Origin of the sequence: Hamadaea sp. NPDC051192 (genome assembly GCF_040682475.1) — a bacterium.
Classification (GTDB): domain Bacteria; phylum Actinomycetota; class Actinomycetes; order Mycobacteriales; family Micromonosporaceae; genus Hamadaea; species Hamadaea flava.
Genome location: NZ_JBFBAZ010000118.1, coordinates 1 through 25,286 on the forward strand (window position 1 = coordinate 1; position 25,286 = coordinate 25,286).

Annotated in this window: 25 protein-coding genes, 3 pseudogenes and 1 riboswitch; of the genes and pseudogenes, 11 read left to right on the plus strand and 17 right to left on the minus strand. The window is 70.1% G+C overall.

What is annotated here, in order from left to right; translation table 11 throughout:
• The first annotated feature begins 228 nt into the window (after window positions 1-228).
• The gene (locus AB0M47_RS32965) at window positions 229-726 is read left to right on the plus strand and encodes a DinB family protein (protein WP_363421071.1); all 498 of its coding nucleotides are present in this window, start codon (window positions 229-231) and stop codon (window positions 724-726) included.
• A gap of 6 nt (window positions 727-732) precedes the next feature.
• Here the strand turns inward: AB0M47_RS32965 and thiC are convergent, their stop codons facing one another.
• The 7 genes and pseudogenes from thiC to AB0M47_RS33000 form a co-directional block, all read right to left on the minus strand.
• Window positions 733-2,313, minus strand: coding sequence for a phosphomethylpyrimidine synthase ThiC (gene thiC / locus AB0M47_RS32970; protein WP_363421032.1), 1,581 nt, complete (start codon window positions 2,311-2,313; stop codon window positions 733-735).
• 36 nt (window positions 2,314-2,349) lie between these two features.
• On the minus strand, window positions 2,350-3,141 hold the full coding sequence (gene thiD, locus AB0M47_RS32975; protein WP_363421035.1) for a bifunctional hydroxymethylpyrimidine kinase/phosphomethylpyrimidine kinase: 792 nt from the start codon (window positions 3,139-3,141) through the stop codon (window positions 2,350-2,352).
• A gap of 49 nt (window positions 3,142-3,190) precedes the next feature.
• Window positions 3,191-3,958, minus strand: coding sequence for a thiazole synthase (locus AB0M47_RS32980; RefSeq protein ID WP_363421037.1), 768 nt, complete (start codon window positions 3,956-3,958; stop codon window positions 3,191-3,193).
• Between the two features lie 2 nt (window positions 3,959-3,960).
• Complete coding sequence (gene thiS, locus AB0M47_RS32985) at window positions 3,961-4,152, minus strand: sulfur carrier protein ThiS (RefSeq protein WP_363421039.1); 192 nt, start codon at window positions 4,150-4,152, stop codon at window positions 3,961-3,963.
• A complete protein-coding gene (gene thiO / locus AB0M47_RS32990) occupies window positions 4,149-5,126 on the minus strand; it encodes a glycine oxidase ThiO (RefSeq protein WP_363421041.1) in 978 nt (325 codons plus the stop codon). The genes thiS and thiO overlap by 4 nt, the downstream gene beginning before the upstream one ends.
• A gap of 89 nt (window positions 5,127-5,215) precedes the next feature.
• A pseudogene (thiE, locus tag AB0M47_RS32995) lies at window positions 5,216-5,824 on the minus strand (thiamine phosphate synthase); the annotation flags it as partial.
• A riboswitch (TPP riboswitch) is annotated at window positions 5,816-5,924 on the minus strand. (Overlaps the previous pseudogene by 9 nt.)
• A gap of 190 nt (window positions 5,925-6,114) precedes the next feature.
• Window positions 6,115-7,815, minus strand: coding sequence for an ATP-binding cassette domain-containing protein (locus AB0M47_RS33000; protein ID WP_363421043.1), 1,701 nt, complete (start codon window positions 7,813-7,815; stop codon window positions 6,115-6,117).
• 109 nt (window positions 7,816-7,924) lie between these two features.
• Between AB0M47_RS33000 and AB0M47_RS33005 the strand changes: the two genes are divergently transcribed.
• Window positions 7,925-9,157 carry a CBS domain-containing protein gene (locus tag AB0M47_RS33005; protein WP_253759967.1) on the plus strand — a complete coding sequence of 411 codons (1,233 nt, stop codon included), beginning with the start codon at window positions 7,925-7,927 and terminating at the stop codon, window positions 9,155-9,157.
• Window positions 9,150-9,716, plus strand: coding sequence for a DUF1003 domain-containing protein (locus AB0M47_RS33010; RefSeq protein WP_363421045.1), 567 nt, complete (start codon window positions 9,150-9,152; stop codon window positions 9,714-9,716). Before AB0M47_RS33005 ends, AB0M47_RS33010 begins: the two co-directional genes overlap by 8 nt.
• 248 nt (window positions 9,717-9,964) lie before the next feature.
• On the opposite strand, the pseudogene AB0M47_RS33015 reads toward AB0M47_RS33010, so the two are convergent.
• The 3 genes and pseudogenes from AB0M47_RS33015 to AB0M47_RS33025 form a co-directional block, all read right to left on the minus strand.
• Window positions 9,965-10,165: pseudogene (locus AB0M47_RS33015) on the minus strand (hypothetical protein); the annotation flags it as partial.
• 2 nt (window positions 10,166-10,167) lie between these two features.
• Complete coding sequence (locus AB0M47_RS33020) at window positions 10,168-10,962, minus strand: enoyl-CoA hydratase-related protein (RefSeq protein ID WP_363421073.1); 795 nt, start codon at window positions 10,960-10,962, stop codon at window positions 10,168-10,170.
• A complete protein-coding gene (locus AB0M47_RS33025; RefSeq protein ID WP_363421046.1) occupies window positions 10,959-11,756 on the minus strand; it encodes a PaaX family transcriptional regulator C-terminal domain-containing protein in 798 nt (265 codons plus the stop codon). The genes AB0M47_RS33020 and AB0M47_RS33025 overlap by 4 nt, the downstream gene beginning before the upstream one ends.
• 203 nt (window positions 11,757-11,959) lie before the next feature.
• On the opposite strand from AB0M47_RS33025, the gene AB0M47_RS33030 reads away from it, so the two are divergent.
• Window positions 11,960-12,127: a DUF3117 domain-containing protein gene (locus AB0M47_RS33030; RefSeq protein ID WP_084556858.1), complete on the plus strand. Its 168-nt coding sequence runs from the start codon at window positions 11,960-11,962 to the stop codon at window positions 12,125-12,127.
• 136 nt (window positions 12,128-12,263) lie between these two features.
• On the plus strand, window positions 12,264-13,676 hold the full coding sequence (locus tag AB0M47_RS33035) for a leucyl aminopeptidase family protein (RefSeq protein ID WP_363421049.1): 1,413 nt from the start codon (window positions 12,264-12,266) through the stop codon (window positions 13,674-13,676).
• 4 nt (window positions 13,677-13,680) lie between these two features.
• Here AB0M47_RS33035 and AB0M47_RS33040 read toward each other — a convergent pair whose 3' ends face one another.
• Window positions 13,681-14,247, minus strand: coding sequence for a class I SAM-dependent methyltransferase (locus tag AB0M47_RS33040; protein ID WP_253763796.1), 567 nt, complete (start codon window positions 14,245-14,247; stop codon window positions 13,681-13,683).
• A gap of 158 nt (window positions 14,248-14,405) precedes the next feature.
• Between AB0M47_RS33040 and AB0M47_RS33045 the strand changes: the two genes are divergently transcribed.
• Window positions 14,406-15,770 (plus strand): trypsin-like peptidase domain-containing protein, encoded by a 1,365-nt coding sequence (locus AB0M47_RS33045; RefSeq protein ID WP_363421051.1) that lies wholly within the window; start codon window positions 14,406-14,408, stop codon window positions 15,768-15,770.
• A gap of 88 nt (window positions 15,771-15,858) precedes the next feature.
• Window positions 15,859-16,314, plus strand: coding sequence for a preprotein translocase subunit TatB (locus tag AB0M47_RS33050; protein WP_363421053.1), 456 nt, complete (start codon window positions 15,859-15,861; stop codon window positions 16,312-16,314).
• Window positions 16,315-16,472: 158 nt separating this feature from the next.
• Here AB0M47_RS33050 and AB0M47_RS33055 read toward each other — a convergent pair whose 3' ends face one another.
• Window positions 16,473-17,615: an Mrp/NBP35 family ATP-binding protein gene (locus tag AB0M47_RS33055; RefSeq protein WP_363421055.1), complete on the minus strand. Its 1,143-nt coding sequence runs from the start codon at window positions 17,613-17,615 to the stop codon at window positions 16,473-16,475.
• Between the two features lie 153 nt (window positions 17,616-17,768).
• On the opposite strand from AB0M47_RS33055, the gene AB0M47_RS33060 reads away from it, so the two are divergent.
• The gene (locus tag AB0M47_RS33060) at window positions 17,769-18,575 is read left to right on the plus strand and encodes a DUF559 domain-containing protein (RefSeq protein WP_363421057.1); all 807 of its coding nucleotides are present in this window, start codon (window positions 17,769-17,771) and stop codon (window positions 18,573-18,575) included.
• Between the two features lie 2 nt (window positions 18,576-18,577).
• On the opposite strand, the gene AB0M47_RS33065 is transcribed toward AB0M47_RS33060, so the two are convergent.
• From AB0M47_RS33065 to AB0M47_RS33075, 3 genes are all read right to left on the minus strand, one after another.
• Window positions 18,578-19,066, minus strand: coding sequence for an SRPBCC family protein (locus AB0M47_RS33065; protein WP_363421059.1), 489 nt, complete (start codon window positions 19,064-19,066; stop codon window positions 18,578-18,580).
• Complete coding sequence (locus AB0M47_RS33070) at window positions 19,063-19,857, minus strand: DivIVA domain-containing protein (protein WP_363421061.1); 795 nt, start codon at window positions 19,855-19,857, stop codon at window positions 19,063-19,065. Before AB0M47_RS33070 ends, AB0M47_RS33065 begins: the two co-directional genes overlap by 4 nt.
• A gap of 61 nt (window positions 19,858-19,918) precedes the next feature.
• Entirely contained in the window at window positions 19,919-20,290 is a 372-nt protein-coding gene (locus AB0M47_RS33075; RefSeq protein WP_253759943.1) for an NADH-quinone oxidoreductase subunit A, read from the minus strand.
• A 122-nt stretch (window positions 20,291-20,412) separates the two neighbouring features.
• On the opposite strand from AB0M47_RS33075, the gene AB0M47_RS33080 reads away from it, so the two are divergent.
• Together AB0M47_RS33080 and AB0M47_RS33085 are read left to right on the plus strand one after the other, a co-directional pair.
• Window positions 20,413-22,257 (plus strand): 2-oxoacid:acceptor oxidoreductase subunit alpha, encoded by a 1,845-nt coding sequence (locus tag AB0M47_RS33080; RefSeq protein WP_363421063.1) that lies wholly within the window; start codon window positions 20,413-20,415, stop codon window positions 22,255-22,257.
• Window positions 22,250-23,278 (plus strand): 2-oxoacid:ferredoxin oxidoreductase subunit beta, encoded by a 1,029-nt coding sequence (locus AB0M47_RS33085; protein ID WP_363421065.1) that lies wholly within the window; start codon window positions 22,250-22,252, stop codon window positions 23,276-23,278. The genes AB0M47_RS33080 and AB0M47_RS33085 overlap by 8 nt, the downstream gene beginning before the upstream one ends.
• 81 nt (window positions 23,279-23,359) lie before the next feature.
• On the opposite strand, the gene AB0M47_RS33090 is transcribed toward AB0M47_RS33085, so the two are convergent.
• On the minus strand, window positions 23,360-24,286 hold the full coding sequence (locus AB0M47_RS33090) for a GNAT family N-acetyltransferase (RefSeq protein ID WP_363421067.1): 927 nt from the start codon (window positions 24,284-24,286) through the stop codon (window positions 23,360-23,362).
• Window positions 24,287-24,549: 263 nt separating this feature from the next.
• On the opposite strand from AB0M47_RS33090, the gene AB0M47_RS33095 reads away from it, so the two are divergent.
• The gene (locus AB0M47_RS33095; RefSeq protein WP_363421069.1) at window positions 24,550-25,098 is read left to right on the plus strand and encodes a phospholipase; all 549 of its coding nucleotides are present in this window, start codon (window positions 24,550-24,552) and stop codon (window positions 25,096-25,098) included.
• A 92-nt stretch (window positions 25,099-25,190) separates the two neighbouring features.
• Here AB0M47_RS33095 and AB0M47_RS33100 read toward each other — a convergent pair.
• Window positions 25,191-25,286 (minus strand): annotated as a pseudogene (locus tag AB0M47_RS33100) (bifunctional pyr operon transcriptional regulator/uracil phosphoribosyltransferase PyrR); the annotation flags it as partial.

Consider the following 25,286-nt stretch of genomic DNA (forward strand, 5'->3'; position numbering starts at 1 on the left):
CGAACTTTCCAGCTGGATCAGGGTTCTAGGTCGAATCTTGGGCCAAGATTCGACCTAGAACCCTGATCCAGCGCTAAACGCGGCAGCGCCCGGCAGCGCGGCAGCGGCCCAGCGCGAGGCGGCGGGCGCGAGGCGGCGGGCGCGAGGCGGCGGGCGCGAGGCGGCGGGCGCGATGGCGAAAACGGGTGGCGGGCGGACGGTAGCGTCTCCGGCGTGACCGCACCCCTTGTGAACCGCACGAAGGCACCTCGACATGGCGAGGAGCGTACGCAGCTCGACGCCTGGCTCGACTTCCATCGCGACACTTTGATCATGAAATGTGCCGGCCTCACCGACGATCAACTGCGCGCGCAGTCGGTGCCGCCGTCGGCGCTGAGCCTGCTCGGCCTGGTACGCCATATGGCCGAGGTCGAACGCTGGTGGTTCCGGCGGCAGTTCGACGGGGCCGACGTCGGCGACTTGTTCAGCACCGAGGAGGACCCCGATTACGACTTCAACGGATCGGTCGACTCCGACCCGGCCGCCGATTTCGCGGCGTTCCGGGAGGAGGTCGAGGCGGCCCGGGTGACGGTGACCGGCCGGTCGCTCGACGAGACCTTCGTCGACCGCCGGGGCACGACTTTCGACCTGCGCTGGGTCTACCTGCACATGATCGAGGAGTACGCCCGCCACAACGGCCACGCCGACCTCCTCCGCGAGTGTGTCGACGGAGCGACCGGAGCGTAAAGCCGCCTAGGGTTCGACGGGCACGACCGGGACGACCGGCTCGACGGGCAGGTAGACGCGCCCGCCGGACGCCGCGAACTCTACCGACTTGGCCTGCATGCCCTGCTGGGCGTACTCACGCAGGTCGGCTTGGAGGTCGGCGCTGATCCGCATCGAGCAGAACTTCGGCCCGCACATGGAACAGAAGTGGGCGGTCTTCGCGGCGGGCGCGGGGAGTTCCTCGTCGTGGTACGCCCGCGCGGTGTCCGGGTCGAGGGACAGCTCGAACTGGTCCTCCCACCGGAATTCGAAGCGGGCCTTGGACAGCGCGTCGTCCCGGGCCTGTGCGCCGGGATGGCCCTTGGCCAGGTCGGCCGCGTGCGCCGCGATCTTGTACGCGATCACCCCGGCCTTGACGTCGTCGCGGTCGGGCAGCCCGAGGTGTTCCTTCGGGGTGACGTAGCAGAGCATCGCCGTGCCGTACATCGCGATCATGGCGGCGCCGATGGCGCTCGTGATGTGGTCGTACGCCGGCGCGATGTCCGTCGTGAGTGGACCGAGAGTGTAGAACGGGGCGGAGTGGCACCACTCCTGCTGCAGCTCGACGTTCTCCTTGATCTTGTGCATCGGGACGTGTCCCGGCCCTTCGATCATCACCTGTACGCCGTGCTCCCAGGCGATCGGCGTCAGCTCCCCGAGGGTCTTCAATTCGGCCAGCTGCGCGGCGTCGTTGGCGTCGGCGATGCTGCCCGGCCGGAGTCCGTCGCCGAGCGAGAAGGTGATGTCGTACGCCGCGAAGATCTCGCATAGCTCCGCGAAGTGCGTGTACAGGAAGTTCTCCTCGTGGTGGGCGAGGCACCAGGCGGCCATGAGCGAGCCGCCCCGGGACACGATGCCGGTCACCCGGTCGGCGGCCAGCGGCACGTGCCGCAGCAGCACCCCGGCGTGCACGGTCATGTAGTCGACGCCCTGTTCGGCCTGCTCGATCACGGTCTCCCGGAAGATCTCCCAGCTCAGCCTGGTGGGATCGCCGTTCACCTTCTCTAGCGCCTGATAGATCGGGACCGTGCCGATCGGCACCGGCGATTCGCGCAGGATCGCCTCCCGCGTCTCGTGGATGCGCGGCCCGGTCGAGAGGTCCATGACCGTGTCCGCGCCCCATTTCGCGGCCCAGCGCATCTTCTCGACCTCCTCGGCGAGGTCGAAGGTGACCGCCGACGTACCGATGTTCGCGTTGACCTTCACCAGGAACGCCGAGCCGATGATCATCGGCTCCAGTTCGGGATGATGGATGTTGGCCGGGATCACCGCGCGCCCGGCCGCCACCTCGCCGCGTACCAGCTCGACCGGCACGCCCTCACGGAGCGCGACGAACTCCATCTCCGGGGTCGCGATCCCGGCCCGCGCGCAGGCCAGCTGGGTGGTCGGCTGCCCGTCCCGCCGTCGTTCCGCTATCCATTGTGTACGCACAGCGCGGCTGGGCCCCGAGGTGTCGTAGAGCTGGATGGTGGACCCGTCGGTGAGGGTCAACCGGGTGAAGGGCACCTGAAGCGCACCCTCATATGCCTTCTCCCGTAATACTGCGAGATTTCGGGTTTCACTGGGCAACGGAAGCCTCCATTCCGTAGCGAGACGGCGATCCGGTCAGCGCCGCCATTCGAAGTGATCGAGCGGCCCGGCTCCGGCGCCGAGCCGCCAATCGACCGCGCCGGTGAGCGCGCGGGCGACGTACTCCTTGGCCAGCCGGATGGCGTTCTCCACTTCGGCGCCGTGCGCCAGCAACGCGGTGATCGCGGCGGAGAAGGTGCACCCGGTGCCGTGGTTGTTGGGGGTCGGCACCCGCCGGGCACGCAGCGACTTCGCCCCGTGCTGCGTCCACACGACGTCGACGGAGTCGTCACCCGGCATGTCCCCGCCGGTGATCACGATGGTGACGTCGCCTCGCCCCGAGGCGAGCTGCGAGGCCGCGCCCGCCATGTCGGCCGCGGTGGTGACCTCCCAGCCGACCAGGGCGGACGCCTCCTCCCGGTTCGGCGTCAGCACCGTCGCGTACGGGAGGAGCCGTTCGATCGCCGCGCGTACGCCCAGGCTCCGGCCGGTCGAGGCACGCAGCACGGGATCGATGACCAGATGAGGGAACGCCCCGTTGCGGGCCCGGGCCGCCACCTCGGCCGCGGCCTGGGCGGAGGCGAGCATGCCGACCTTGGCCGCGGCCACCGGCATGTCGTCGAGCACCGCGGCGAGCTGCGTACCCACGACGGTGCTCGGGATGAGGTAGAGGTCCTGGACGCCGAGCGTGTTCTGCGCGGTCAGCGCGGTGATGACGCTCGTCCCGTAACACCCGTGGGCGGCGAAGACCTTGAGGTCGGCTTGGATGCCCGCGCCCCCGCCCGGATCGGAGCCGGCGACGGTGAGGGCGACTGGTGGGGTCTTCATGCGTTCACCGTCGCCTGCGCGGAATATCCGTTGTCGGACAAAGAGTGAGTCACCATTCGGCTATACCAATATTCGCGGTCGATGGCCACGCCTCGCGGCGACGGGGAATGCGACCGGCGCGGGCCGCGAGCCGGCCGCCGAGGACCGCGTGCCGCATGGCCGCCGCCATCGCGACCGGGTCCGCCGCGCGGGTGATCGCGCTGGCCACCAGGACCGCGTCGCAGCCCAGCTCCAGCGCGAGTGCCGCGTCGCTGGCGGTGCCGATCCCCGCGTCGAGAATCACCGGCACCTCGACGAACTCGCGGATCAGCTCGATGTGGTAGGGGTTGCCGATGCCCAGCCCGGAGCCGATCGGCGATCCGGCCGGCATGACCGCGGTCGCACCAGCGTCCGCGAGCCGCCGCGCCAGGATCGGATCGTCCCCGGTGTACGCGAAGACGGCGAACCCTTCGCCGGCCAGGGTTCCCGTCGCGGCGAGCAGTTCGACCGCGTCCGGCAGGAGGGTGCGCTCGTCGCCGATGACTTCGAGCTTGATCCAGTTCGTGCTGAACGCCTCGCGGGCCATCCGCGCCGTACGCACAGCGTCGGCCGCCGTGTAGCAGCCGGCCGTGTTCGGCAGGATGCGCAGCCCGAGCCGGTCGAGCAAGGCGACCAGGCCCTGGGTATGCGTACCGACGCGGCGGAGCGCCACGGTCACGATCTCGGCGCCGCCGGCCGTGATCGCCCGTTCGAGCACGTCGAGGCTGGTCGCGCCGCCGGTGCCGAGGATGAGGCGACTGGCGTACTCGCCGCCGTCGAGGAGCAGAGGGTCGTCCATGATCATCCTCCCTGCGCCGCGCTCAGGATCTCTATCGAGTCACCGTCGGCGAGGGGGTGCGCAGCCCATTCCCCGCGCGGCACGACCTCGCCGTTGACCGCGACGGCCACCCCTCTTTGCTCCGGCGTGACCACTGCGACCAGCTCGGCGACGCTGCCGGGCAGCTCTCGCTCGGTTCCGTTGACCGTGATCACCGGGCCGCCTCCACCAAGGTCACGACACGTTCGGCCGTCCACGGCGTCAGCGCGATCCCGTTGCGGTAGTGCCCGGCGGCGACCACCAGACCGGGCCGCACGACGTCGACGATCGGCAGGTTGTCCGGCGTCGCCGGCCGGAACCCTACGGTGACCTCGGCGAACACCGCCTCGCGTACGCCGGGCACCAGGGCGATCGCGTCGCTCAGCAGCTCGTGCACGCCCCCGGCGCTCGGGCGGGGATCGGTGTCCTCCGTCGAGGTCGCCCCGACGACCAGCTCGCCGTCCGGCCTCGGCACCAGGTAGACGTGGCGGCCGTGGACGTATCCGCAAATCAGGTGGGTCAGCGTCGGGCCGCCCCGCAGCCGCAGGGTCTCCCCGCGTACGGGGTGGATGGGCAGGCCGGTGAGGGCGGCGGTGCCGCAGCCGGCCGCGACCACGGTCACGTCGGCGTCCACCTCCGACAGGTCCCGCACCTGCCCAGCCGTGCCGGCCCCGGCCGCTCCGACGGCCGACGTCAGTCGCTCGACCAACCGGCGCGGGTCCACCTGAGCATCGATCTCCGTGTACGCCCCTGCGCGTACCCCTGGCTGGAGAGCGGGTTCCCGCTGCCGCACCTCGGCCGCGGACAGGGCGTCGACGGGAAGCCCGAGACTGTCCTGATAGGAGCGGTAGCGAGCGATCTCGGCCTGGTCGGCGGGGGTGACGCCGACCAGCAGCGAGCCGGACCGGGCGAAGCCGACGTCGCCCAGCTCGGCCGCGAAGGCCGGCCAGGCGCGGACCGAGGCGACCAGGAGTTCGGTGAGGCGGTGCTCACCGAACGCGGCCTCGGCGACCGGGGCGAGCATGCCGGCGGCCGCGTGCCAGGCGCCCAGCGCGCCGTCGCTGTGGACGGTGACCGTGTGCCCACGCTGGGCGAGCCGCCACGCGCACGCGAGCCCGATCGGACCGGCGCCCACCACCGCGACCCTCATCGCCGGGTCCCCTCAGACGCTGGATCAGGGTTCCCGGTCGAATCTCGACCGGTGGTTCGACCCTGATCCCTGATCTGCCGCCGATCGGCGGTGACCGCCGCGAGCAAGGCGGACGTGGCAGACGCGGGGTCGGCCGCGTCCCGGACCGCCCCGATCACCGCGATCCCGTACGCGCCCGCCGCGAGCACCGATGGAACGTCCGCCAGGGTGAGCCCGCCGATCGCGATGACCGGTACGCCCGCCGCCGCGCCGACCACGGCGATCAGCCCGCCGAGGCCGATGACGTTGGTCGCGACGTCCTTGGTGAAGCTGGGATTGACCTGGCCGCAGCCGAGGTAGTCCGCGCCTTCCGCGATGACCTGCCGGGCGCGTTCAGGAGTACGCGCACTCGCCCCGATCAGGCCGCTGCCGCCGAGCACCGTACGCGTCGCGTGCACCGGAAGGTCGTCGGCTCCGACATGGACAGCCGCGGTACGCAGGGCGACCGCGATGTGCGGCCGGTCGTTCACGACGCAGATCGCACCGCGCTCCGCGCACAACGGCGCGATCCTGCTCGCGAGGTCGTAGAGGGCACGATCGCTGACCGAGTCCTCCACGCGGACCTGGATCAGTGGCGCGCCACCGGAAAGGGCCGCCCGTGCGATGTCGACCGAGTCGGTCACCACGTGGAGCCGAGGGATGGGACGGGTAGCCCGCATTGCACTCCTCCCTGCGCCGGCATGATCCGGATCAGGTTCTACGGTCGGGGCTACCAAGCCCCCTCTCAGCCCGGTGCACCGGACTCCCGTGGGTTGTCCCGCGCAGAGTAAGCACGCTCGGTGGCGAAAGGCAAGCCGACCGTCACAGCCGTAACAGCGACCCCCTCCCCCCGCCCCCCTCCCCCACCCCCCTCCCCCCCGCCGCTCTACGCGTTGATCATGGAGTTAACTGTGGTCTCGACGGTGTGTCGAGGGTGCGAACTCCATGATCAACGCTAAGTGGGCGAGGGTCAGCGGACGTCCCAGACGGGGCCGGGCGTCTCGACCACCTCGTTGTCCCCCTGGAACACCACGAAACGGTCGAAGGACTTCGCGAACCACCGGTCATGGGTCACGGCGATCACCGTCCCCTCGAACTTCGCCAGGCCCTCCTGCAGCGCCTCCGCGCTGGCGAGGTCGAGGTTGTCGGTCGGCTCGTCCAGCAGCAACAACGTCGCCCCCGACAGCTCCAGCATCAGCACCAGGAACCGCGCCTGCTGCCCGCCGGACAGCGTGTCGAACTTCTGGTCGCCCTGCTTGGCCAGCTCGTACCGGTCCAGCGCCCGCATGGCCGCGTGCCGGTCCATCCCCTGGCGATGCTCGTCACCGCGCCACAAGATGTCGACGAGGGTACGCCCGAACAGTTCCGGCCGATCGTGCGTCTGCGAGAAGTGCCCGGGTAGGACACGTGCACCGAGCCGAGCCATGCCGCCGTGGGCGACCGGGGCGTGCGTACCGCCGTCCACGCTGGTCGTGATGCCTTCGGTCCCGCCCCGGGCCAGCAGCCGCAGGAAGTGGGACTTGCCGGTGCCGTTCGCGCCCAGCACGGCGAGCCGGTCGCCGTACCAGAGTTCCAGGTCGAACGGGAAGGTCAGGTTCTCCAGCTCCAGCTGCTCACAGATGACCGCGCGCTTGCCGGTGCGGCCCCCGGAGAGCCGCATCTTGATCTCCTGGTCCTTCGGGGGCAGCGGCGGGGCGCCGGCCTCCTCGAACTTGCGCAGCCGGGTCATCGCCGACTGATAGCGCGAGGCCATGTCCGAGTTGTACGCCGCCTTCTGCTTGTACATCAGCATCAGCTGGCGGAGCTTCTCGTGCTCCTCGTCCCAGCGGCGGCGGTCCTCCTCCATCTTCTCGTGCCGGGCGTACCGGGCGTCGTGCCAGCTCGCGAAGCCGCCGGGATGCACCCAGGCGGAGTTCCCCTCAACGGCCACGACCCGGTCGGCGGTCTGATTCAGCAGCTCCCGGTCGTGCGACACGTAGAGCACGGACTTCTCCGACTCCCGGAGCCGCTTCTCCAGCCAGCGCTTGGCCGGCACGTCGAGGAAGTTGTCCGGCTCATCGAGCAGCAGGACCTCCTCCGGCCCCCGGAGCAGCAGCTCGAGAGCGAACCGCTTCTGCTGGCCGCCGCTGAGCGTACGCACCGGGCGGTCCCGGGTGCGGTCCCACGGAAGGTCCAGCACGAGGGTGCTGACCGTGTCGGCGAGCACCTCGAACTCGTACCCGCCCGACTCGCCCCAGGCGGTCAGCGCGTCGGCGTACCGGAGTTGCGCCTGCTCGGCGGAGCGACTGAATCGGCCCCGCGACTCGGCCGCCGCCAGCTCCCGTTCCGCCTTCGCCAGGCGTTCGCCCGCGTCGCGGACGAGGGGCGGGGCGAGCGAGAGGGCCAGTTCGGCGAGGACGGTGTCGTCGCCGAGCGCGCCACCGGCGGCGCGGCCGTGGCCGAGCATGCCGATGAACTGCCGCATGATGCCCAGCCCGCCGAATCGGCTGACCACACCGGTCTTCACCGGCAGGTCGCCCGCCACCATCCGCAGCAGCGTCGTCTTGCCGGCGCCGTTCGGCCCGACCAGGGCAACCTTGGCGCCCTCGCCGACCCGGAACGAGACGTCGGAGAACAGCACCCGGCCGTCCGGCAGGGTGTGCGCGACACCGGCCACATCCACGTATCCCACGGCGGGCAATCCTGCCTGATCAGGGCCTTCACCCGCACGTGCATTTCCTCATGGGTCCGGGGCGGGGATCTTGTGCGTAACGCGCCGGGAGTCCGATTAGGCTGTTGAGGTGGCCACGACGACCAGGGTTTACGTCGCCCGGCTCGCCGGCCTCGCCGTCTTCGATCCGAACGGCGACCTGGTGGGTCGGGTACGCGACGCCGTGGCCCGGGTCACCTCACAGCCGCCCCGGGTCGTCGGCATCGTCGCCGAGATGCCCATGCGCCGGCGGATCTTCCTGCCCATCGGGCGGGTGACCTCGATCGACAACGAGAGCGTCATGCTCAACACCGGCACCCTCAACCTGCGCCGGTTCGAGAAGCGGCCCGGCGAGATGCTGGTCCTGGAGGAGCTGCTGGACCGCCGGGTCACCATCGCGGACCGGGACAAGCCGGCGACCGTCCTCGACGTCGCGATGGAACCGGACCGGACCGGCGAGTGGAAGCTCACCCGGCTCGCCGTACGCGAGGTGACCGGCCGGTTGAGCCGGCGAGGTCAGATCCATCAGGTGGAGTGGGACGAGGTGCAGGGGCTGCTGACCCCGGTGGCCGAGCAGGGCACGGAGTCGCTGCTGGCGGTGCTGGAGAAGATGCGCCCGGCCGACCTCGCCCACGCCTTGCAGGAGATGCCCGATCCTCGGCGGAACGAGGTCGCCAAGGCGCTGGACGACGAGCGCCTCGCCGACGTCATCGCCGAGCTGCCCGAGCAGGACCAGGTCGAGATCATCGCGCTGCTCGACCGGGAACGCGCCGCCGACGTGCTGGAGGAGATGGACCCGGACGACGCCGCCGACCTGCTGGCCGAGCTGCCCCAGGTCGAGCAGCAGGTGCTGCTGGACCTCATGGAGCCGGACGAGTCGGCGTCCGTCCGCGCCCTCATGATCTACGCCGAGGGCACCGCCGGTTCGGTGATGACCTCCGAGCCGGTGGTCCTCACCCCGGATGCGACCGTGGCGGAGGCCCTGGCCCGCGTACGCGAGCCGCAGGTGTCCCCGGCCGTCGCGGCGCAGGTCTTCGTCGCCCGGGCGCCGATGGCCACGCCGACCGGCCGCTACCTGGGGATGGTGCACTTCCAGCGGCTGCTCCGGGAGCCGCCGGCCGCCATGCTGGGTGGCATCGTCGACAACGACATCGACCCGCTGGAGCCGGAGTCGACGCTGGCCGACATCACTCGGCGGATGGCGACGTACAACCTGGTCGCGATGCCTGTCGTGGACGCCGGTGACCGGCTGCTCGGCGCGGTCACCGTCGACGACCTGCTCGACCACCTGCTGCCCGAAGACTGGCGAGAGCGTCATGGCTGAGCGGCGGCGGCTGGACCAGCCGCGCGAACCGGGCCGGGTGCACATTCCGCGCTTCGACCCGGAGGCGTTCGGCCGCTGGTCGGAGGCGATCGCCCGGTTCATGGGCACGGCGCAGTTCCTGGTCTGGATGACCGTGGTGATCGCGCTGTGGATCCTGTGGAACACGCTGGCCCCGGCCGGCCTGCGGTTCGACCCCTACACGTTCACCTTCCTGACCCTGATCCTGTCCCTCCAGGCCTCGTACGCCGCGCCGCTCATCCTGCTCGCGCAGAATCGCCAGGCCGACCGCGATCGGGTGTCGCTGGAGCAGGACCGGCAACGGGCGGCGGCGCAGAAGGCCGACACGGAGTACCTGGCTCGGGAGATCGCGGCGCTGCGGATCGCGCTCGGCGAGGTCGCGACCCGGGACTTCCTCCGCTCAGAGCTGTCGCGACTGGCCGAGGAGCTGGACGAGGCGGCGCATCGGCGGACTCAGCTGGAGCGCAAGCACCATCAGAAGGAGCTGCGGTCGACCCGCCGCGAGGGCTTCGACGACGAATGGGACACCGACCGCTCTTAGCGCCCCGAGGCCCACTCCCAGCGCCCCCGATGCGTTGATCATGGAGTTCGCCACCCTGACACGCCGTCGAGACCACGGTTAACTCCATGATCAACGGGGCTGGGGGGAGGGGCTGGGGGGAGGGGGTGGGGGGGAAGGGGGGTGGGGGGGTGAGCAGGGGAAAGCCGCGCGCCTCAAGGGGCATGGCGCGCGGCCTAAGAGTTACCTCATATCGATGATCGCACGTCCGGCAAGGCCCGTCCAGACCGTCAGTCGTCCTCTTCCGGGTCGAGATTGGCGACCTCGCCGGCGACGAAGGGGATCATGGAAAGTTCGTCTCCGACCGGCGACACGTACGCCGGCAGCTCGGCGGAGCCGAGTTCGCCCACGTAGCGCCAGTATTCGCCGACCGCCTCCGCCGCAGAGTCGGCCTCGATCGGCAGCGCCACGTTCACCAGCCAGGACTTCTTGCTCACGCCCCACTATAGGCAGGCGGCCGCTTCTCGACGAAGGCGAAGGTTCCCTCGCGATGATCAGCGGTGGACCCGCAGTCGGCCTGTGCTTCCGCCTCGACCGCCAGCGCCTGGGCGAGCGATCCGGCCGCGCCCTCGACCAGTTCCCGCTTGATCGCCGCGTACGCCCGAGTCGGCCCCTCGGCCAGCTGGGCGGCCAACTCCTGGGCGGCAGGGAGGACGGCTTCGTCGTCGTCGACCAGCCGGGTCAGCAGCCCGAGTTCGAGGGCGACGCCGGCGCGTACCGGCTTGGCGAGCATGAGCAGCTCGACCGCCTTCGCGTGGCCGACCAGCCGCGGCAGGATCCAGGACGCCCCGGTGTCGCCGGCCAGGCCGACCTTGGCGAAGGCCATCAGCAGGCTCGTCGACGGGCCGCCGATCCGGAAATCCGAGAGCAGCGCCAACGACGCCCCCGCTCCGGCGGCCGCACCGCGTACGGCGGCGATCACGGGCACCGGCAGGGTGGCGAGCGTGAGCGCGATCGGGTTGTAGTGCTCGGCGACCGTCCTCAGCGGAGTCTCATCGCCGCTACTGAGAAAGCCGACGTGCTCACGGAGATCCTGGCCGACGCAGAACGCCCGGGTCCCCGCGCCGGTCAGCACCACCGCGCGTACCGACGCGTCCGTGGCCAGCGACGCGAGGGTGTCCCGGAGGGCCTCCTTCAACGGCACGTCCAGCGCGTTCATCGCGTCCGGGCGGTTCATCGTCAACGTCACGACACCAGCGGCGCGCTCGACGAGCAGCGGATCCATCAGGGTCTCCCATCACTCAGGCAGGTGGTCACGTAGCGGTCGGCCGCCGGGCGCAGCCGAGCGGCGTGGCGGTCGAAGAAGGCGGCCGCCGTCGTCCCCGCCCAGCCGTCGGGCAACAGGGCCAGGGGCAACTGCGGATCGGAGAAGAGGAAACCACGCCAGGCGTGCACCAGCTGGAACCGGGCGGCGTACGCCTGCTCGTCCGGCGTCCGGGCGCTGACAGCGGTGACGACCGGACGGAGGTCGTCGACGAACGTCTCGTACTCGGCGGCGATCTCGGCGAGGTCCCAGGCTCGGCGGACGAGCGCCATCGCGCCGGGCACACCGCCGGAGTGGCTCGCCGAGAACCGCTCGAAGGTCACCTCGGCGTCCTGGAGCAGCGCTTCGATCTCGGGGGACGGACGAGCGGCCACCCAGGCCCCGTCGCCGAGGCGGGCGTACCCGAGGAAGGACAATGCGGACAGTAGCCGCTCCCGGGGCCGCCGATCCGCGGGCAGGGCGACGGTGATCAGGTCGAACCGGCCATCCCAGCCGGCGCGGCTGGTCCGGTAGATGCGCGCGGCCGCCGCGTCGAGGCGGCGCTCGGCCCGCGCGGTCAGCTGATAACCGGGACCGACGGGGGTGCGTGTCGCGGCGAGCCAGCCTTGGCGCACCATACGGGAGACAGCGGTACGCACCGCGGGCGCGGCGATCCCGACCGGAGCCAGCAACCGGACGAGGGCGGCCACCGGCGCGCGACCACCCCGGGATCGGAGGTGGTCGCCGTAGAGATCGAAGAGCGCCGACCGGGCCTGCATAGCCGCAAATTGTTACACTTTGTGGCCCTTTTGGCTAGCAATTGTCACATCGATGGCGGCCCGGTTTGGGCTTCGTGGCAGCCATCAGGGAAAATCATTGGTCGGGACCACGCACCGGTCCACCCATCCGGTGCGTTCCTGGACTGCTGACGCGCGGCGGGGAGACCCGCTGCCCCTGGTGGGAAGTCTGAGGGGAGACAAAGATGGCGGCGATGAAGCCGCGGACGGGCGACGGTCCGCTGGAGGTCACCAAAGAGGGCCGGGGCATCGTCATGCGGGTGCCGCTGGAGGGCGGCGGACGCCTGGTGGTCGAAATGACCCCAGACGAGGCCACTCGCCTCGGCGAGGCCCTGAAGGAGGCCGTGGGCTGAGGCGCCGCCTTCCCGGCGCGTCTTCGGGCCTGGCCCACCGGCGGATCGACTCGACAAACGAATACAGAACGCGCTGCTGCGACGGTTGGCCGACCGATGCGGCAGCGCGTTCGCGTTCTCGACTAGGGTGGGCTCCATGCTCGACTTCCGGCTCGCCGCGGCGCCCACTGAAGAAGCGACGGTCGTCGCTCTCCCCGTTCCGGCAGCCGATCGGCGCTGGGACATTCCGGAGGCCGAAGCGTTCCTGACCCAGGCCGAGCACACCGGTGAGGCCGGCCGGGTCGAACGACTCGTTCGTCCGCTGTCGACACCCTCGACCGTTTTCTTCGCGGGGATCGGAACCGGCGACGAGGCGGGCTGGCGAGCGGCGGGGGCCGAAATCGTCCGGTCGGCGACCAAAGCGACGTCCATCACAGTGGACCTCACCTCGGCGGCCGATCAGATCGCCGCTACCAGGGGTTTCGTCGAGGGCGCCGGGCTGGCCGCGTACCACGCCAACCCGGCCAAGCGACCGCCGCTGGCCGAGGTGACCCTGCTCGTCGAGGACCCGTCCGCCGCGGCCGAGGCGCTCCGGCAGGGCCTGGCCGTCGTCGAGCGCACCTCGTTCGCCCGGACGCTGACCAACACGCCGTCGTCGACCAAGGACCCGGCGTGGTTCGTGGACCAGGTCGGCGCGGCCGCCGCCCAGGCCGGCGTCGGCGTCGAGGTCTGGGACGTCGACCGGCTGCGCGACGAGGGCTTCAACGGCATCCTCGCGGTCGGCGGCGGGTCCACGCGCGGTCCGCGCATGCTCCAGCTCGACTACGCGCCGGACGGCGCGACGCACCACATCGTCCTCGTGGGCAAGGGCATCACCTTCGACACCGGCGGCATCGACATCAAGCCGGCCGAGGCCATGCTGCTCATGCGCAAGGACATGGGCGGGGCGGCCGCCGTCGCCGGCGCGGTCCTCGCGGCGGCCGATCTTCAGCTACCGGTACGCGTGACGGCGCTGACGCCGTTGGCGGAGAACATGGTCTCCGGATCCGCCTGGCGGCCCGGCGACGTGATCGAGCACTACGGCGGGCTGACCACCGAGGTCCGCAGCACCGACGCCGAAGGCCGCATCGTGCTCGCCGACGCCCTGGCGTACGCCGTCGAGCAGTACTCGCCCGACTACCTCATCGACGTGGCGACGCTGACCGGCGCCAACCGGGTCGCCCTCGGCCGCCGCATCGGCGCCCTCATGGCCGACGACGACGACCTCGCGGACGCGCTGCTCGCCGCGGCCGGACGCGCGGGTGAAGGGCTCTGGCGACTGCCGCTCCACGGCGACTACGTCTCGATGGTGACCAGCGAGATCGCCGACCTCTACAACCACTCCGACGGCGGCGCCGGGACCATCACGGCCGGGCTCTTCCTCCGGGAGTTCGCCGGCAAGCAGCGCGGCCGCTGGGCGCACATCGACATGTCGTCGCCGTCCTGGGCCGACGAGCCGGAGCGCGAACTCGCCAAGGGCGCCACCGGCTGGGGCGTACGCACCCTGCTGCGCTTCCTCCAGTCCCTCTGACGACTCAGCGGCGTACGGCGGCCAGGAGGCCGTCTGGCGTCGGCAGCAGGGCCGGCAGCCACGTGTCGGAGCGGTCCCGGACCGTCTCGGCCAGCTCGAAACCACAGCCGACGACCGCCACCACACCGCCCGGGCGCAGCAGCCGGGCCGCCCCGATCACGCCGGCGTCGTGCTCGGCCGGGTCGCCATCGATGACCATGAGGTCGTACCCGCCGTCGGTCAACCGGGGCAGGACGTCCAGCGCCCGGCCCGCGATGACCCGGCTGCGGGAGGAGGCGTACCCGGCTTCGAGGAAGACCCGCCGCGCGAAGCGCTGATGCTCGGCGTCGGTGTCGATTGTGGTCAGCACGCCGTCCGGCCGCATGCCGCGCAGCAGCCACAGTCCACTCACCCCGGTGCCGGTGCCGATCTCGATGACGGCCCGCGCGTTGACCATCGCGGCGAACAGCCGCAACGCCGCGCCGGTGGAGGCGGCGATCGGGGCCAGACCCAGCTCGTGGGCGAGCGTCCGAGCGGTCTGCAGGACGACGTCCTCGGCAAGGTAGCCGTCAGCGCCGCGCCCGCCCGCCATCGACGGCCCGAGCTGCCTTGACAATTCGTCCTCCCGATTTCCCCTGTGGATAGTAGTGGGAGATCGTTGATCAGGCGCTTCGAGGCAACGAGATCCGGACAAGCCTGGATCTCGCGAAAAATCATCATGAACTACTCATCCATGACATTCTGAGACTCGTGACCGACGGCTGGAACTGGCGCCAGCCCGACGATGACGACACCGCCGCACGCGCCGCTGCCAGCGGCGATCCGGGGTCGCCGACCGAGGGCCGCAACGATGACGGAATGTGGGCGGACCAGGCTTGGTCCGACCCTGAGACGAGCGCGACGTGGACGACTCCCCCGGTACGCCCGGCCGAACCGGCCGCCGGCCACTGGTGGAGCAACGCCGACTCGGATCCGTGGCGGGATCCGTCCGCCCCCGTGACCTTGACCGTTCCCGGGCACACCGACGCGCCTTCCGCCGACCGCGTCACCGACGGCGGCTGGTTCACTCGGCGTACCGCCTGGATTGCAGCTTTGGTGGTCGCGGCGGCGCTGGTGGCCGGCGTGATGGGCGGCGCGCTCGGCGTGGGTTTCGCGACCGCGGCCCGGCGGCCGACCGCGGCCTTGAGCAGCTCGAACCGGCCTGTCGCGGCACTGGCCCAGCGCCCGCCGCAGTCGTTCGCGGCGATCGCGGCCCGCGTGCTGCCGAGCGTCGTGACGGTACGCGCCCAGATCCCCGGCGGAACCGCGCTGGGCTCGGGATTCGCCGTGGGTGACGGGACTTATGTGATCACCAACGACCACGTCGTCTCGGGCGGATCGAGCCTGTCGGTCGTGCTCAACGACGGCAGTTCGACCGCCGCGCGACTGCTCGGCTCCGACCCGGAGTCGGACGTCGCCGTCCTCCGCGTGCCGAAGAGCAGCCTGGAACCACTCGAGATCGGCGACTCGACGACCGTGCAGGTCGGTGACCCGGTGCTCGCGGTCGGTTCGCCGCTGGCCCTGCCCGGCACCGTCACCTCCGGCATCGTCAGCGCGGTCGACCGGCTGCTCGCCGCCGGCGACCCGACGCTGACCAGGTATTACGCGGCCATCCAGACCGACGCCGCGATCAACCACGGCAACTCCGGCGGCCCGCTGCTCGACGGGGCCGGCCAGGTCGTCGGCATCAACTCCGTGATCAAGTCCATGGCGAGCAGCGACGACTCGGCCGGGAACATCGGACTGGCCTTCGCCATCCCGATTAACCAGGCCAAGCGCATCGCGGAGGAGATCATCGCCACCGGCAAGGCCCGGCGCACCGTCATCGGGGCCCGGCTCGACGACGCCTTCCGGGGCGTACGCGTGGCCCAGGTCGACCCGGCGGGACCGGCCTCCGACGCCGGGCTGAAGGACGGCGACGTGATCATCTCCCTGGACGGGCACGTCGTGGGCGAACCGGTGGAATTGATCGCACTCGTCCGCAAATATCCACCCGGATCGGCGGTCACCGTACGCTACCAGCGTGGATCCGAACGCAAAGATGTGACGGTGACGCTCGCCGCCGACGCGAAGTAGGCTCGCCGATAGCGCTTCGGGGTGACTACCCTAGGGCGCGGTGCCCCCGGCCGCGGTGGCACGTGCGGCCGCGAGAGAGGCGACGAGGGTGTTCGAGAACCTGGATGCGTGGGAGGTCCTGGTCATCCTCCTGCTCGCGTTGATCGTCTTCGGCGAGAAGCTGCCGAACGTCATCGCTGACGGCGTACGCATGCTGCGCAACCTGCGGAACATGGCCCGCAATGCGACCGGCGACCTCAGCAAGGAACTCGGCACCGACATCAGCCTCGAGGACCTGAACCCGAAGACCTTCCTCCGCAAGCACATCCTGAGCGAGGAAGAGGAGGCCAACCTTCGCAAGCCGCTGGAAGGCCTGCTCAACGACGTGAAGCGGGACGTTCAGGGCATCGGGGACGAAATCAAGTCCACCGCGTCGAGCCTCGATCACCGTACGCCGATCCAGTCCGGCGACTCGGCCAACTCCTCCGGGTCCGGCTCGGGCTCCGGGTCCGGCCCGGGTGAGGGTGGCGGTTCCGCTCCGAACCGCTTCGCCGACGCCACCTGACCACCCCCTGCTCGGCCGCGCTACGCCCCTCGCGTCGCCGCGTTGATCATGGAGTTAACTGTGGTCTCGACGGCGTGTCGAGGGGGCAAAGACCATGATCAACCCGCCAAACAGCGAGCCCCGGTGAGAACCGGGGCTCGTCTGTGTAAGGCGGTTGGTCAGCGGCGCGCCGGGCTCAGTCCGAGCGGCTTGCCGAGCAGGGACTCCTTGCGTACGGAGAGGCGGTCGGCCACGGCCTGCAGAGCAGCTGCGGCGGGCGCGTCCGGAGCGGCCAGCACGACCGGGTTGCCCTCGTCGCCGCCCTCCCGGACCCGGGTGTCAATCGGGATCTGGCCCAGCAACGGCACCGCCGCCCCGATGAGCTGGGTGAGCGAGTCGGCCACGGTCTGACCGCCACCCGCGCCGAACAGCTCCATCCGTTCGCCGGTCGGCAGCTCCAGGTAAGACATGTTCTCGACGACGCCGACGACACGCTGGTGCGTCTGGAGCGCGATCGCCCCGGCCCGCTCCGCGACCTCGGCGGCGGCCTGCTGCGGCGTGGTCACGACGAGGATCTCGGCGTTCGGCAGCAACTGAGCCAGCGAGATCGCGACGTCACCGGTGCCCGGCGGCAGGTCGAGCAGCAGGATGTCCAGGTCGCCCCAGTAGACGTCGGCCAGGAACTGCTGCAATGCCCGGTGCAGCATCGGCCCTCGCCAGACGACCGCGGCATTGCCGGCCGTGAACATGCCGATCGAGATGACCTTCACGCCGTGCGCCTGCGGCGGCATGATCATGTCCTCGACCTGCGTCGGGCGGCCGTCGGCACCGAGCATGCGCGGCACGGAGTGGCCGTAGATGTCAGCGTCGATCACGCCGACGCTCAGCCCCTTGGCGGCCAGCGCCGCAGCCAGGTTCACCGTCACGCTGGACTTGCCGACGCCGCCCTTGCCGGAGGCGACGGCGTACACGCGGGTCCGGGAGCCGGGCTGCGCGAACGGGATCACCGGCTCGGCCGCGCCCGGGCCGCGCAGCGACTTCTGCAGATTCTGCCGCTGCTCGGTCGACATCACGCCGAACGCGATCTGCACCGCGTCGATGCCGGGAACCCCCGTCACCGCGGCAGTGATGTCCTCACGCAGCTTGTCGCGCAGCGGGCAACCCGCCACGGTGAGCAGAATGCCGATCGACGCGGTCGAACCGTCGATGGCGACGGACTCCACCATGCCCAGATCGGTGATCGGGCGGCGGATCTCGGGGTCGTTGACGGTGGCCAGAGCGGCATTGATCGCATCGGCGAGCGTCGTGGCAGGCGCGGACATGGCTCCCATGCTACGTCTGGGGACCGCGCCTACCGAGCGTGCCGCCACGCGGTGTGACAGATCACCTGACGCTCGGCATCGACAACGGAGGCGTCGATGATCCACATCCCGTTCTGTGTCGCCTCCGGGACGGGTTCCGACACTTTTCGGGCTGTGGATCATTGCCGATCCCGCAGCTGTCCACAGCCCTGGCCGCTGAGGGTGCCGGCCGCCGCCGGATCGGTCGACCGGGAGCTTCGACTGCGCGCCGCTCTCGCGTACGCCGAAGGCACCGGGGTGATCAGCCACGTGAGCGCGCTGGACCTTCACAGCCTTCGACCGCAGGCGGATCACGAGCCGATCCATGTCACCGTTCCCACGTCGGCCCGCCTCCGGAGCACTCGGGGCCTGGTCGTCCATCACCGTGACCTGCCCGAGTCGGCGATGGCGCGACGTCGTGGTCACCGGGTGACGACGCTGGCGACAGGGCTGGTCGATTCCTGGCCGTTGCTCCCGCCAGCCGATCGGATCGGCTTGACGATCAACGCCGTATCCGACCGGCTTGTGCTGGCCGAGCACATCCTGGGCGTACTGCCTCACGCGCCTCGGCTGCCGGGATTGGCGCAGCTACGCCACCTGGCGAGGCTGCTCATGAACGGCTGCCGGAGTCCGCTCGAACTCTGGGGAGCCGATCGGATCTTCACCGGCCCCGGGATGCCGCAGTTCGTTCGCCAGGCCCCGATACGCGTCGACGGCCGGACGTACTACCTGGACGTGTTCGCCGAGGCGGAACGGGTGGACTTCGAACTGGACGGAGCGGCCTGGCACGGCAACCAGGCGCAGCGTGAGCGGGACATCCGCCGCGATTCATCGCTCGCCGCTGAGGGCGTACTCGTGGTCCGGTTCAGCTACGCACGCCTGATGCGCGAGCCGTACGCCGTACGCGACGAGGCGCTGCGGATCCTGGCGCATCGACGGTGAGCTCAGGGGAGGGAGCCGGCTTCGACGAGGCGGGCGAACTTGCGGAGCGCTCGTTTGAAGCCGACCTTGGACCCGGGCCAGAGCAGCGGCCACACCGCCTTGCCGACGACCCCGCCGGGGAGCTGGAACCACTCGTGCCAGACGACTTGCGTACGGTCGCCGGCCATCGGGGTGCAGCGCAGGACGCCTGGTCCGCGCAGGATCTTGCCGCAGTGCACGACTCGCAGCTCGTAGGGCGCGTCGACCTTCTCCACCCGCATCTCGTCCTTGATCACCGCCGGGCCGGCCTGCGTGATCGCCTGGATCAGGCTGCCTTCGCCGCCGTCGCCCTCGACGACGCGGACGGTCGTGAACGGGATCCAGTCGCCTTGCCGTTCCCAGGCGAGGAACGCGGCGAAGACTCGTTCGGCCGGAGCGTCGACGATGACGGTCGCGGTGACTTCACCGGTGCCCGGTTCGCCGGGCGTCGGCGGCTGAACCTCCGAGGTCACCCTCGGGTCACCACCCGATCGGCGGCGTCGGAGTCCGAGTCGGCCGACTTGTCGTCGTTCTTCTCCTCGGCCATCGGTGCGTCGGTCGGGTGATCGGCCTCGTCGTCCGTCGCCTTGTCCGAAGCCGATGCCGAAGATGACGCCGAAGATGACGCCGAGGTCGCGGCCGCTGCGGAATCCTCTGCGGCCGGGTCGGACTCGGCCTCCGCCGAGGGCTTCTCGTCGGACGCCGCCGGCCAGGGCGCGAACGGGCCGTCGGGCACCTCGTCGAAGTCGATCGCCGGCTGCGTCTGCTGGGCTTCCTCGGTCTTGTCGGCCTTGTCCGCCGTGCCGGTCTTATCGGCCGGCTGGTCCGCGGGCTCGTCGACCAACGGGCCGCTCTCGGTCACCGTGCCGTCGATCAGCTCGGGCTCCGGGTAGGGCTCCGGCTCGCTCGACGCGGCCAGGCGCGCGGCCCGCAGGGCGTCGGCGTCCTCGACCCGGCCGTCGCGCAGCGCCTCGACCTCCGCCGCCAAGACATTGATCAGCTCGTCCTTATAACCGATGTCGTACGCCACCCGCTTGAGCGCGCGGTCGACCTGATCCATCCGGTATCCGCGGAGCGCCACATCGAATGTCACCTTCGTGACATCTTGCTCGACGAGCGGGCGGCTGCCGGGCAGTGGCCGCCCGCGTCCGTCCGGCTCCACTCCGGCCATTCCGGGGTCACCCCCGCTGACCAGCACCATCACGCCGAAGACGACGGCGCCCACGGTGAGTGCGACGACAAGCAGAAGCAGGACTTGAGCCATGCCTGCGATCGTGGCACGAACCCGGGGCAGAAAGCGACCCTGCCACCCGAATTCTCAGGTGTCACTCCCATACCAGAACGCGCTTGCGCCACGCGTACAGCAGACCGAGTGCGAGCACCGCCACGAAGATGGCCATCTCGAGCACCGTGGTGAGTCCTTGCCGCAGATAGACCACGGCCCAGGGGAACAGGAAGACGGCTTCGACCGCGAACAGCAGATAGAGGTACGCGTACAGGTAATAGCGGATGTGCACCTGCGCCCAGCCGCCGCCGACCGGGTCGAGTCCGCATTCGTACGTGTCGAACTTTCCGGCACCGTTCGCCGGGTTTGCCGGGCGAAGCAGCCGATTCGCCCCGAAGGCGACCACGAAGAAGACGACCGCCACCGCGACCAGCAGTCCCAGGGTCGCGTACGAGCCGAGGTAGCCATCCACGTGCGCAGCATAACGCTGGTGTCCACAGGGTGGGCCTGGCGGACCGGCCCATGAAGTGACAGCGTGGTAACCGACGTACTCTTTCACCGTAACGAGACGACCCGTCCGGTAGGAGGACGCAGGTGGCCAAGGAGACGCAGCAGCTTGATCGCGTCGTGATCCGGTTCGCCGGTGACTCGGGCGACGGCATGCAGTTGACCGGCGACAGATTCACCTCGGAGACCGCGCAGCTCGGCAACGACATCTCGACGTTGCCCAACTTCCCCGCGGAGATCCGGGCGCCAGCCGGCACGCTGCCTGGTGTCTCCAGCTTCCAGGTGCACTTCGCCGACTTCGACATCCTCACCCCAGGTGACGCGCCGAACGTGCTGGTCGCGATGAACCCGGCGGCGTTGAAGGCGAACCTGGGCGATCTACCCCGAGGCGCGACGATCATCGTCAACACCGACGAGTTCACCAAGCGCAACCTGCAGAAGGTCGGCTACGACGCGTCGCCGATCGACGACGGGTCGCTGGCGTCGTACCACGTGCATCCGGTCGCGCTCACCAGCATGACGGTCGGTGCCCTCGCGGATCATCCGATCAGCAAGAAGGACGCCGAGCGGGCCAAGAACATGTTCGCCCTCGGCATGCTGAGCTGGCTCTACTCCCGGCCGCACGAGTCGACGCTGGCGTTCCTGCGCAAGAAGTTCGCCTCCCGGCCGGAGCTGGTCGCCGCGAACATCGCCGCGTTCGAGGCGGGCTGGTCGTTCGGTGAGACCACCGAGGCGTTCGCGGTCCGCTACGAGGTCAAGCCCGCGAAGATGCACGCCGGGCGGTACCGGAACATCACCGGCAACACCGCTCTCGCGCTGGGCATCGTCGCCGCCGGCGTACGCGCGAAGCTGCCGGTCGTGCTGGGGGCGTACCCGATCACGCCGGCCTCGGACATCCTGCACGAGCTGAGCAAGCACAAGAAGTTCGGCGTGACCACGGTGCAGGCCGAGGACGAGATCGCGGCGGCCGGCATCGCGCTCGGCGCGTCCTACGGCGGTGCGCTGGGCGTCACCTCGACGAGTGGTCCTGGCGTCGCCCTCAAGAGCGAGACGATCTCGCTGGGTCTGATGCTGGAGCTGCCGCTGGTCGTCATCGACGTGCAGCGGGCGGGGCCGTCGACCGGCATGCCGACCAAGACCGAGCAGGCCGACCTCAACATGGCGCTCCACGGGCGGCACGGCGAGGCGCCGGTGGCCGTGATCGCGCCGCGGTCCCCCGCCGACTGCTTCGACGCCGCGCTGGAGGCGTGCCGGATCGCGCTGACCTATCGGACCCCGGTGCTGCTGCTGTCCGACGGCTACATCGCCAACGGTTCCGAGCCGTGGCTGCTGCCGGACGTCGCGAACCTGCCCGACCTGCAGGTGGAGTTCGCCAGCCGGCCCAACGGCGAGGACGGCAAGTTCCTGCCCTACCTCCGCGACCCGCAGACGCTCGCCCGCCCGTGGGCCATCCCCGGTACGCCGGGCCTGGAGCACCGCATCGGCGGCCTGGAGAAGCGCGACATCACCGGGGACATCTCCTACGACCCGGAGAACCACGACTTCATGGTGCGTACGCGAGCCGCCCGGATCGAGGCGATCGAGGTCCCGGACCTGACCGTGGAGGACCCCTCCGGTCAGGCGAAGGTGCTCGTGCTCGGCTGGGGTTCGACGTTCGGCCCGATCGGCGCCGCCTGCCGGGATCTCCGCCAACGCGGGCTGGCCGTCGCGCAGGCGCACCTGCGGCACCTCAACCCGATGCCGGGCAACCTCGGCGAGGTGCTCAAGGCGTACGACCGGGTCGTCATCCCCGAGATGAACCTGGGCCAGCTGGCTCAGGTGATCCGGGGGCGCTACCTGATCGACGTGGTCGCGTACAACCAGGTCCGCGGGCTGCCGTTCACGTCCGCCGAGCTGGCCTCGATGCTGGAGGAGGTCGTCAAGAATGTCTAGCGTCCCGGTGCAGTTGACCGCCAAGGACTTCAAGTCCGACCAGGAGGTGCGCTGGTGCCCGGGGTGCGGTGACTACGCCATCCTCGCGGCCATGCAGGGCTTCCTGCCGGAGCTGGGCATCCCGCGGGAGCGGACCGTGTTCGTCTCCGGCATCGGCTGCTCGTCGCGCTTCCCGTACTACCTGAACACCTATGGCATGCACTCGATCCACGGGCGGGCCCCGGCGATCGCGACCGGCCTGTCGGTATCGCGCCCGGACCTGAGCGTCTGGGTCGTGACGGGTGACGGCGACGCGCTCTCGATCGGCGGCAACCACCTGATCCACGCGTTGCGCCGCAACGTCAACCTGAAGATCCTGCTGTTCAACAACCGAATCTACGGTCTGACGAAGGGCCAGTACTCGCCCACCTCCGAGGTCGGCAAGATCACGAAGTCGACGCCGTTCGGTTCGGCCGACGCCCCGTTCAACCCGATCTCGCTCGCGCTCGGGGCGGAGGCGACGTTCGTCGCGCGGACCATCGACTCCGACCGGAAGCACCTGCAGTCGGTGTTGCGCGCCGCGGCGGAGCACAACGGGTCCGCGTTCGTCGAGATCTACCAGAACTGCAACATCTTCAACGATGGCGCGTTCGACGTGCTCAAGTCGCCGGATACGCGCGACGACTTCGTGATGCCGCTGGTGCACGGTCAGCCGATCACGTTCGGCAAGGACCGGGAGTGGTGCGTGGTGCACCCGCCCGGCGCCTTCGGCCTCGAAGTCCGGCGTACGTCCGAAGTGGACGAGACGGAGATCGTGGTGCACGACGCCACGGTGGCCGAGCCGGCGTACGCGTTCGCGCTGTCCCGGCTGCCCGGGTTGGACCTGCGGCACACCCCGATCGGCGTCTTCCGCTCGGTCGACCGCCCGACCTATGACGAGGTCGTCGTCGAGCAGGTCTCGGCCGCGCAGGCGAAGGCCGAGGGCACACCCGAGGACCAGCTCTCGGCGCTGCTCAACGCCGGCGACACCTGGACCATCTGACCGTTAGCCGCAGATCACGGGTACGCAGGCCAAATCCGCCTTGGGAAGCCTGCGTGACCGTGATCTGCGGCAAAACGAGCGTCAGGACAGGACGAGGCGTACGGCGAAGTTCGAGTAGCCCAACCGTCGGAAGGTGTTCGCCATCGGCACGTTGCCGAAGTCGGTGTCGGCCGCGATCCGCTCCGCGCCGAGGTCGGCCAGGTCGGCGGTGATCTCGGCGAGCACGTCGGCGGCGTACCCGTGGCCGCGCTGCTCCGGCACGACGCCGAGGAACCCGACGACCGGTCCGGCGTTGTTGCGCGACGGAATGGCGAAGCCCACCAGGTCGCCGTCGCTGTCGTAGGCGAGCTTCCACCACGACCGCTCGCCCGGCATCTCCTGGTACGTGTCCAGGGTCTCCTGGGCGTACCCGGCGAGTCCGGCGCGCGCGATCGACTCGTGGGTGCCGCCGTCGAGGCTGCCCGCCGCGACCCGCTGGAAGACGTCCAGGAACGCCTGGTCGTCCGGCTCCGGGCGGAACGTCAGCCGAGTCGACCGCTCCGGCACCGGGGTGTCGGACAGCCACTCGAACCGGAGGCGCTCCAGTTCGTCCTTCATGCCCGCCGCCTTCGCCGCCGCGATTCGGGGTTCGAGCGCGGCCTGGATCTCGGCGTCGGCACGCCAGCCCGGGGGCAGGAAGATGTGATAGGACGGCGGTTCCCCGTCAGCGGACGCGGTCGAGGTGACCTGCTGGATCAGCTCCGTCCACAGGGCGACGGAATCCGTTCGGTCTGGCAGTGCGTACAAGCCGTCGAGAGCGAACGGCCGGGACGCGCCGGGGAAGCTCCACCAGACGGCGGCCGCGATCAGGCGGTCGCCGTCCTCCGCGACCCAGGTGAACTCGTGCCGGTAGTGGCCGTCGGCCAGGTACTGGGTGTAGCGCTCGGGGTGGGCAGTGTTGACGGACTGGTCGCCGAGCAGGGTGAGCAACTGGTCGAGGTCGGCCTCGACCGAGGTACGGATGAGCAAGTTTCCTCCACTATGGGAGGCGCGCCGGAGACCGCGATCAGAGTGCGGTGCCCTTCGGGGCCCGACGCGCCAAGGTGACGGTACGCATCGCGACCTCCTCTCTGTGCTCTACGTCGCTGGGTGAACGACCCGCGACGGGCTACGGCTGCCGAGATTAAATGACCATGGCGTCACCGTCAAGGGATCTAGACCGGACCCCCGGCCGGGCTTACATTGCTAAGCACCAATGCGCACCACCCACCTAATACCCCCGAGGTGCCGTGATGTCCCGTTCCCGCCTGGCCCGGTGGGCCACTCCCCTGCTCAGCGTCCTGTTCGTCCTCAGCGTCGCCGCGCCCGCGGCGGCGGCCACCTTCGAGCAGAAGGTCGCCGTCGTCACCAACTTCACCCAGAACTCGGCGTCCAGCTACAGCTCGTGGCTGTCCGCCCGGAACAACCAGGCCGCCTGGGTGGACTACGACCTCGACTGGTCGACCGACCTCTGCTCCAGCTCCCCGGACAACCCGCTCGGATTCGACTTCAAGCTGTCGTGCGCCCGGCACGACTTCGGCTACCGCAACCACAAGCGGCTGGGCATCTTCACCTCGACCGTCAAGGACCGGGTGGACCTCGCCTTCTACAACGACCTCAAGCGCAAGTGCGCCACCTACAACTGGGTGGTCCGGCCGGCCTGCTACAGCCTGGCCTGGACGTACTACGAGGCCGTGAAGAACTTCGGCTCGCTCGCCGCGGTGTCCCAGACCGACCTGAACAAGGCGGCCAAGATGAAGGCCGACGCCCTCGCGAAGGCCTCCTCGCGCGCTCAGGCGTAACCCGGCGCGCCGCGTCGATCAGGAGCTTTCGGGCTGCGACACCCCGTCGAGCAGAACCGTCAGCTCGTGATCGACGCGGCGCGGCGCCTCGATGTCCGGCCGACCGCCCGGATGGACTGCCGCGCGAGGTCGTCGCGGTAGAGCGTGATGTCGAGCGTGCCGACCGGCAGTTTGACCTGCTCGAAGGC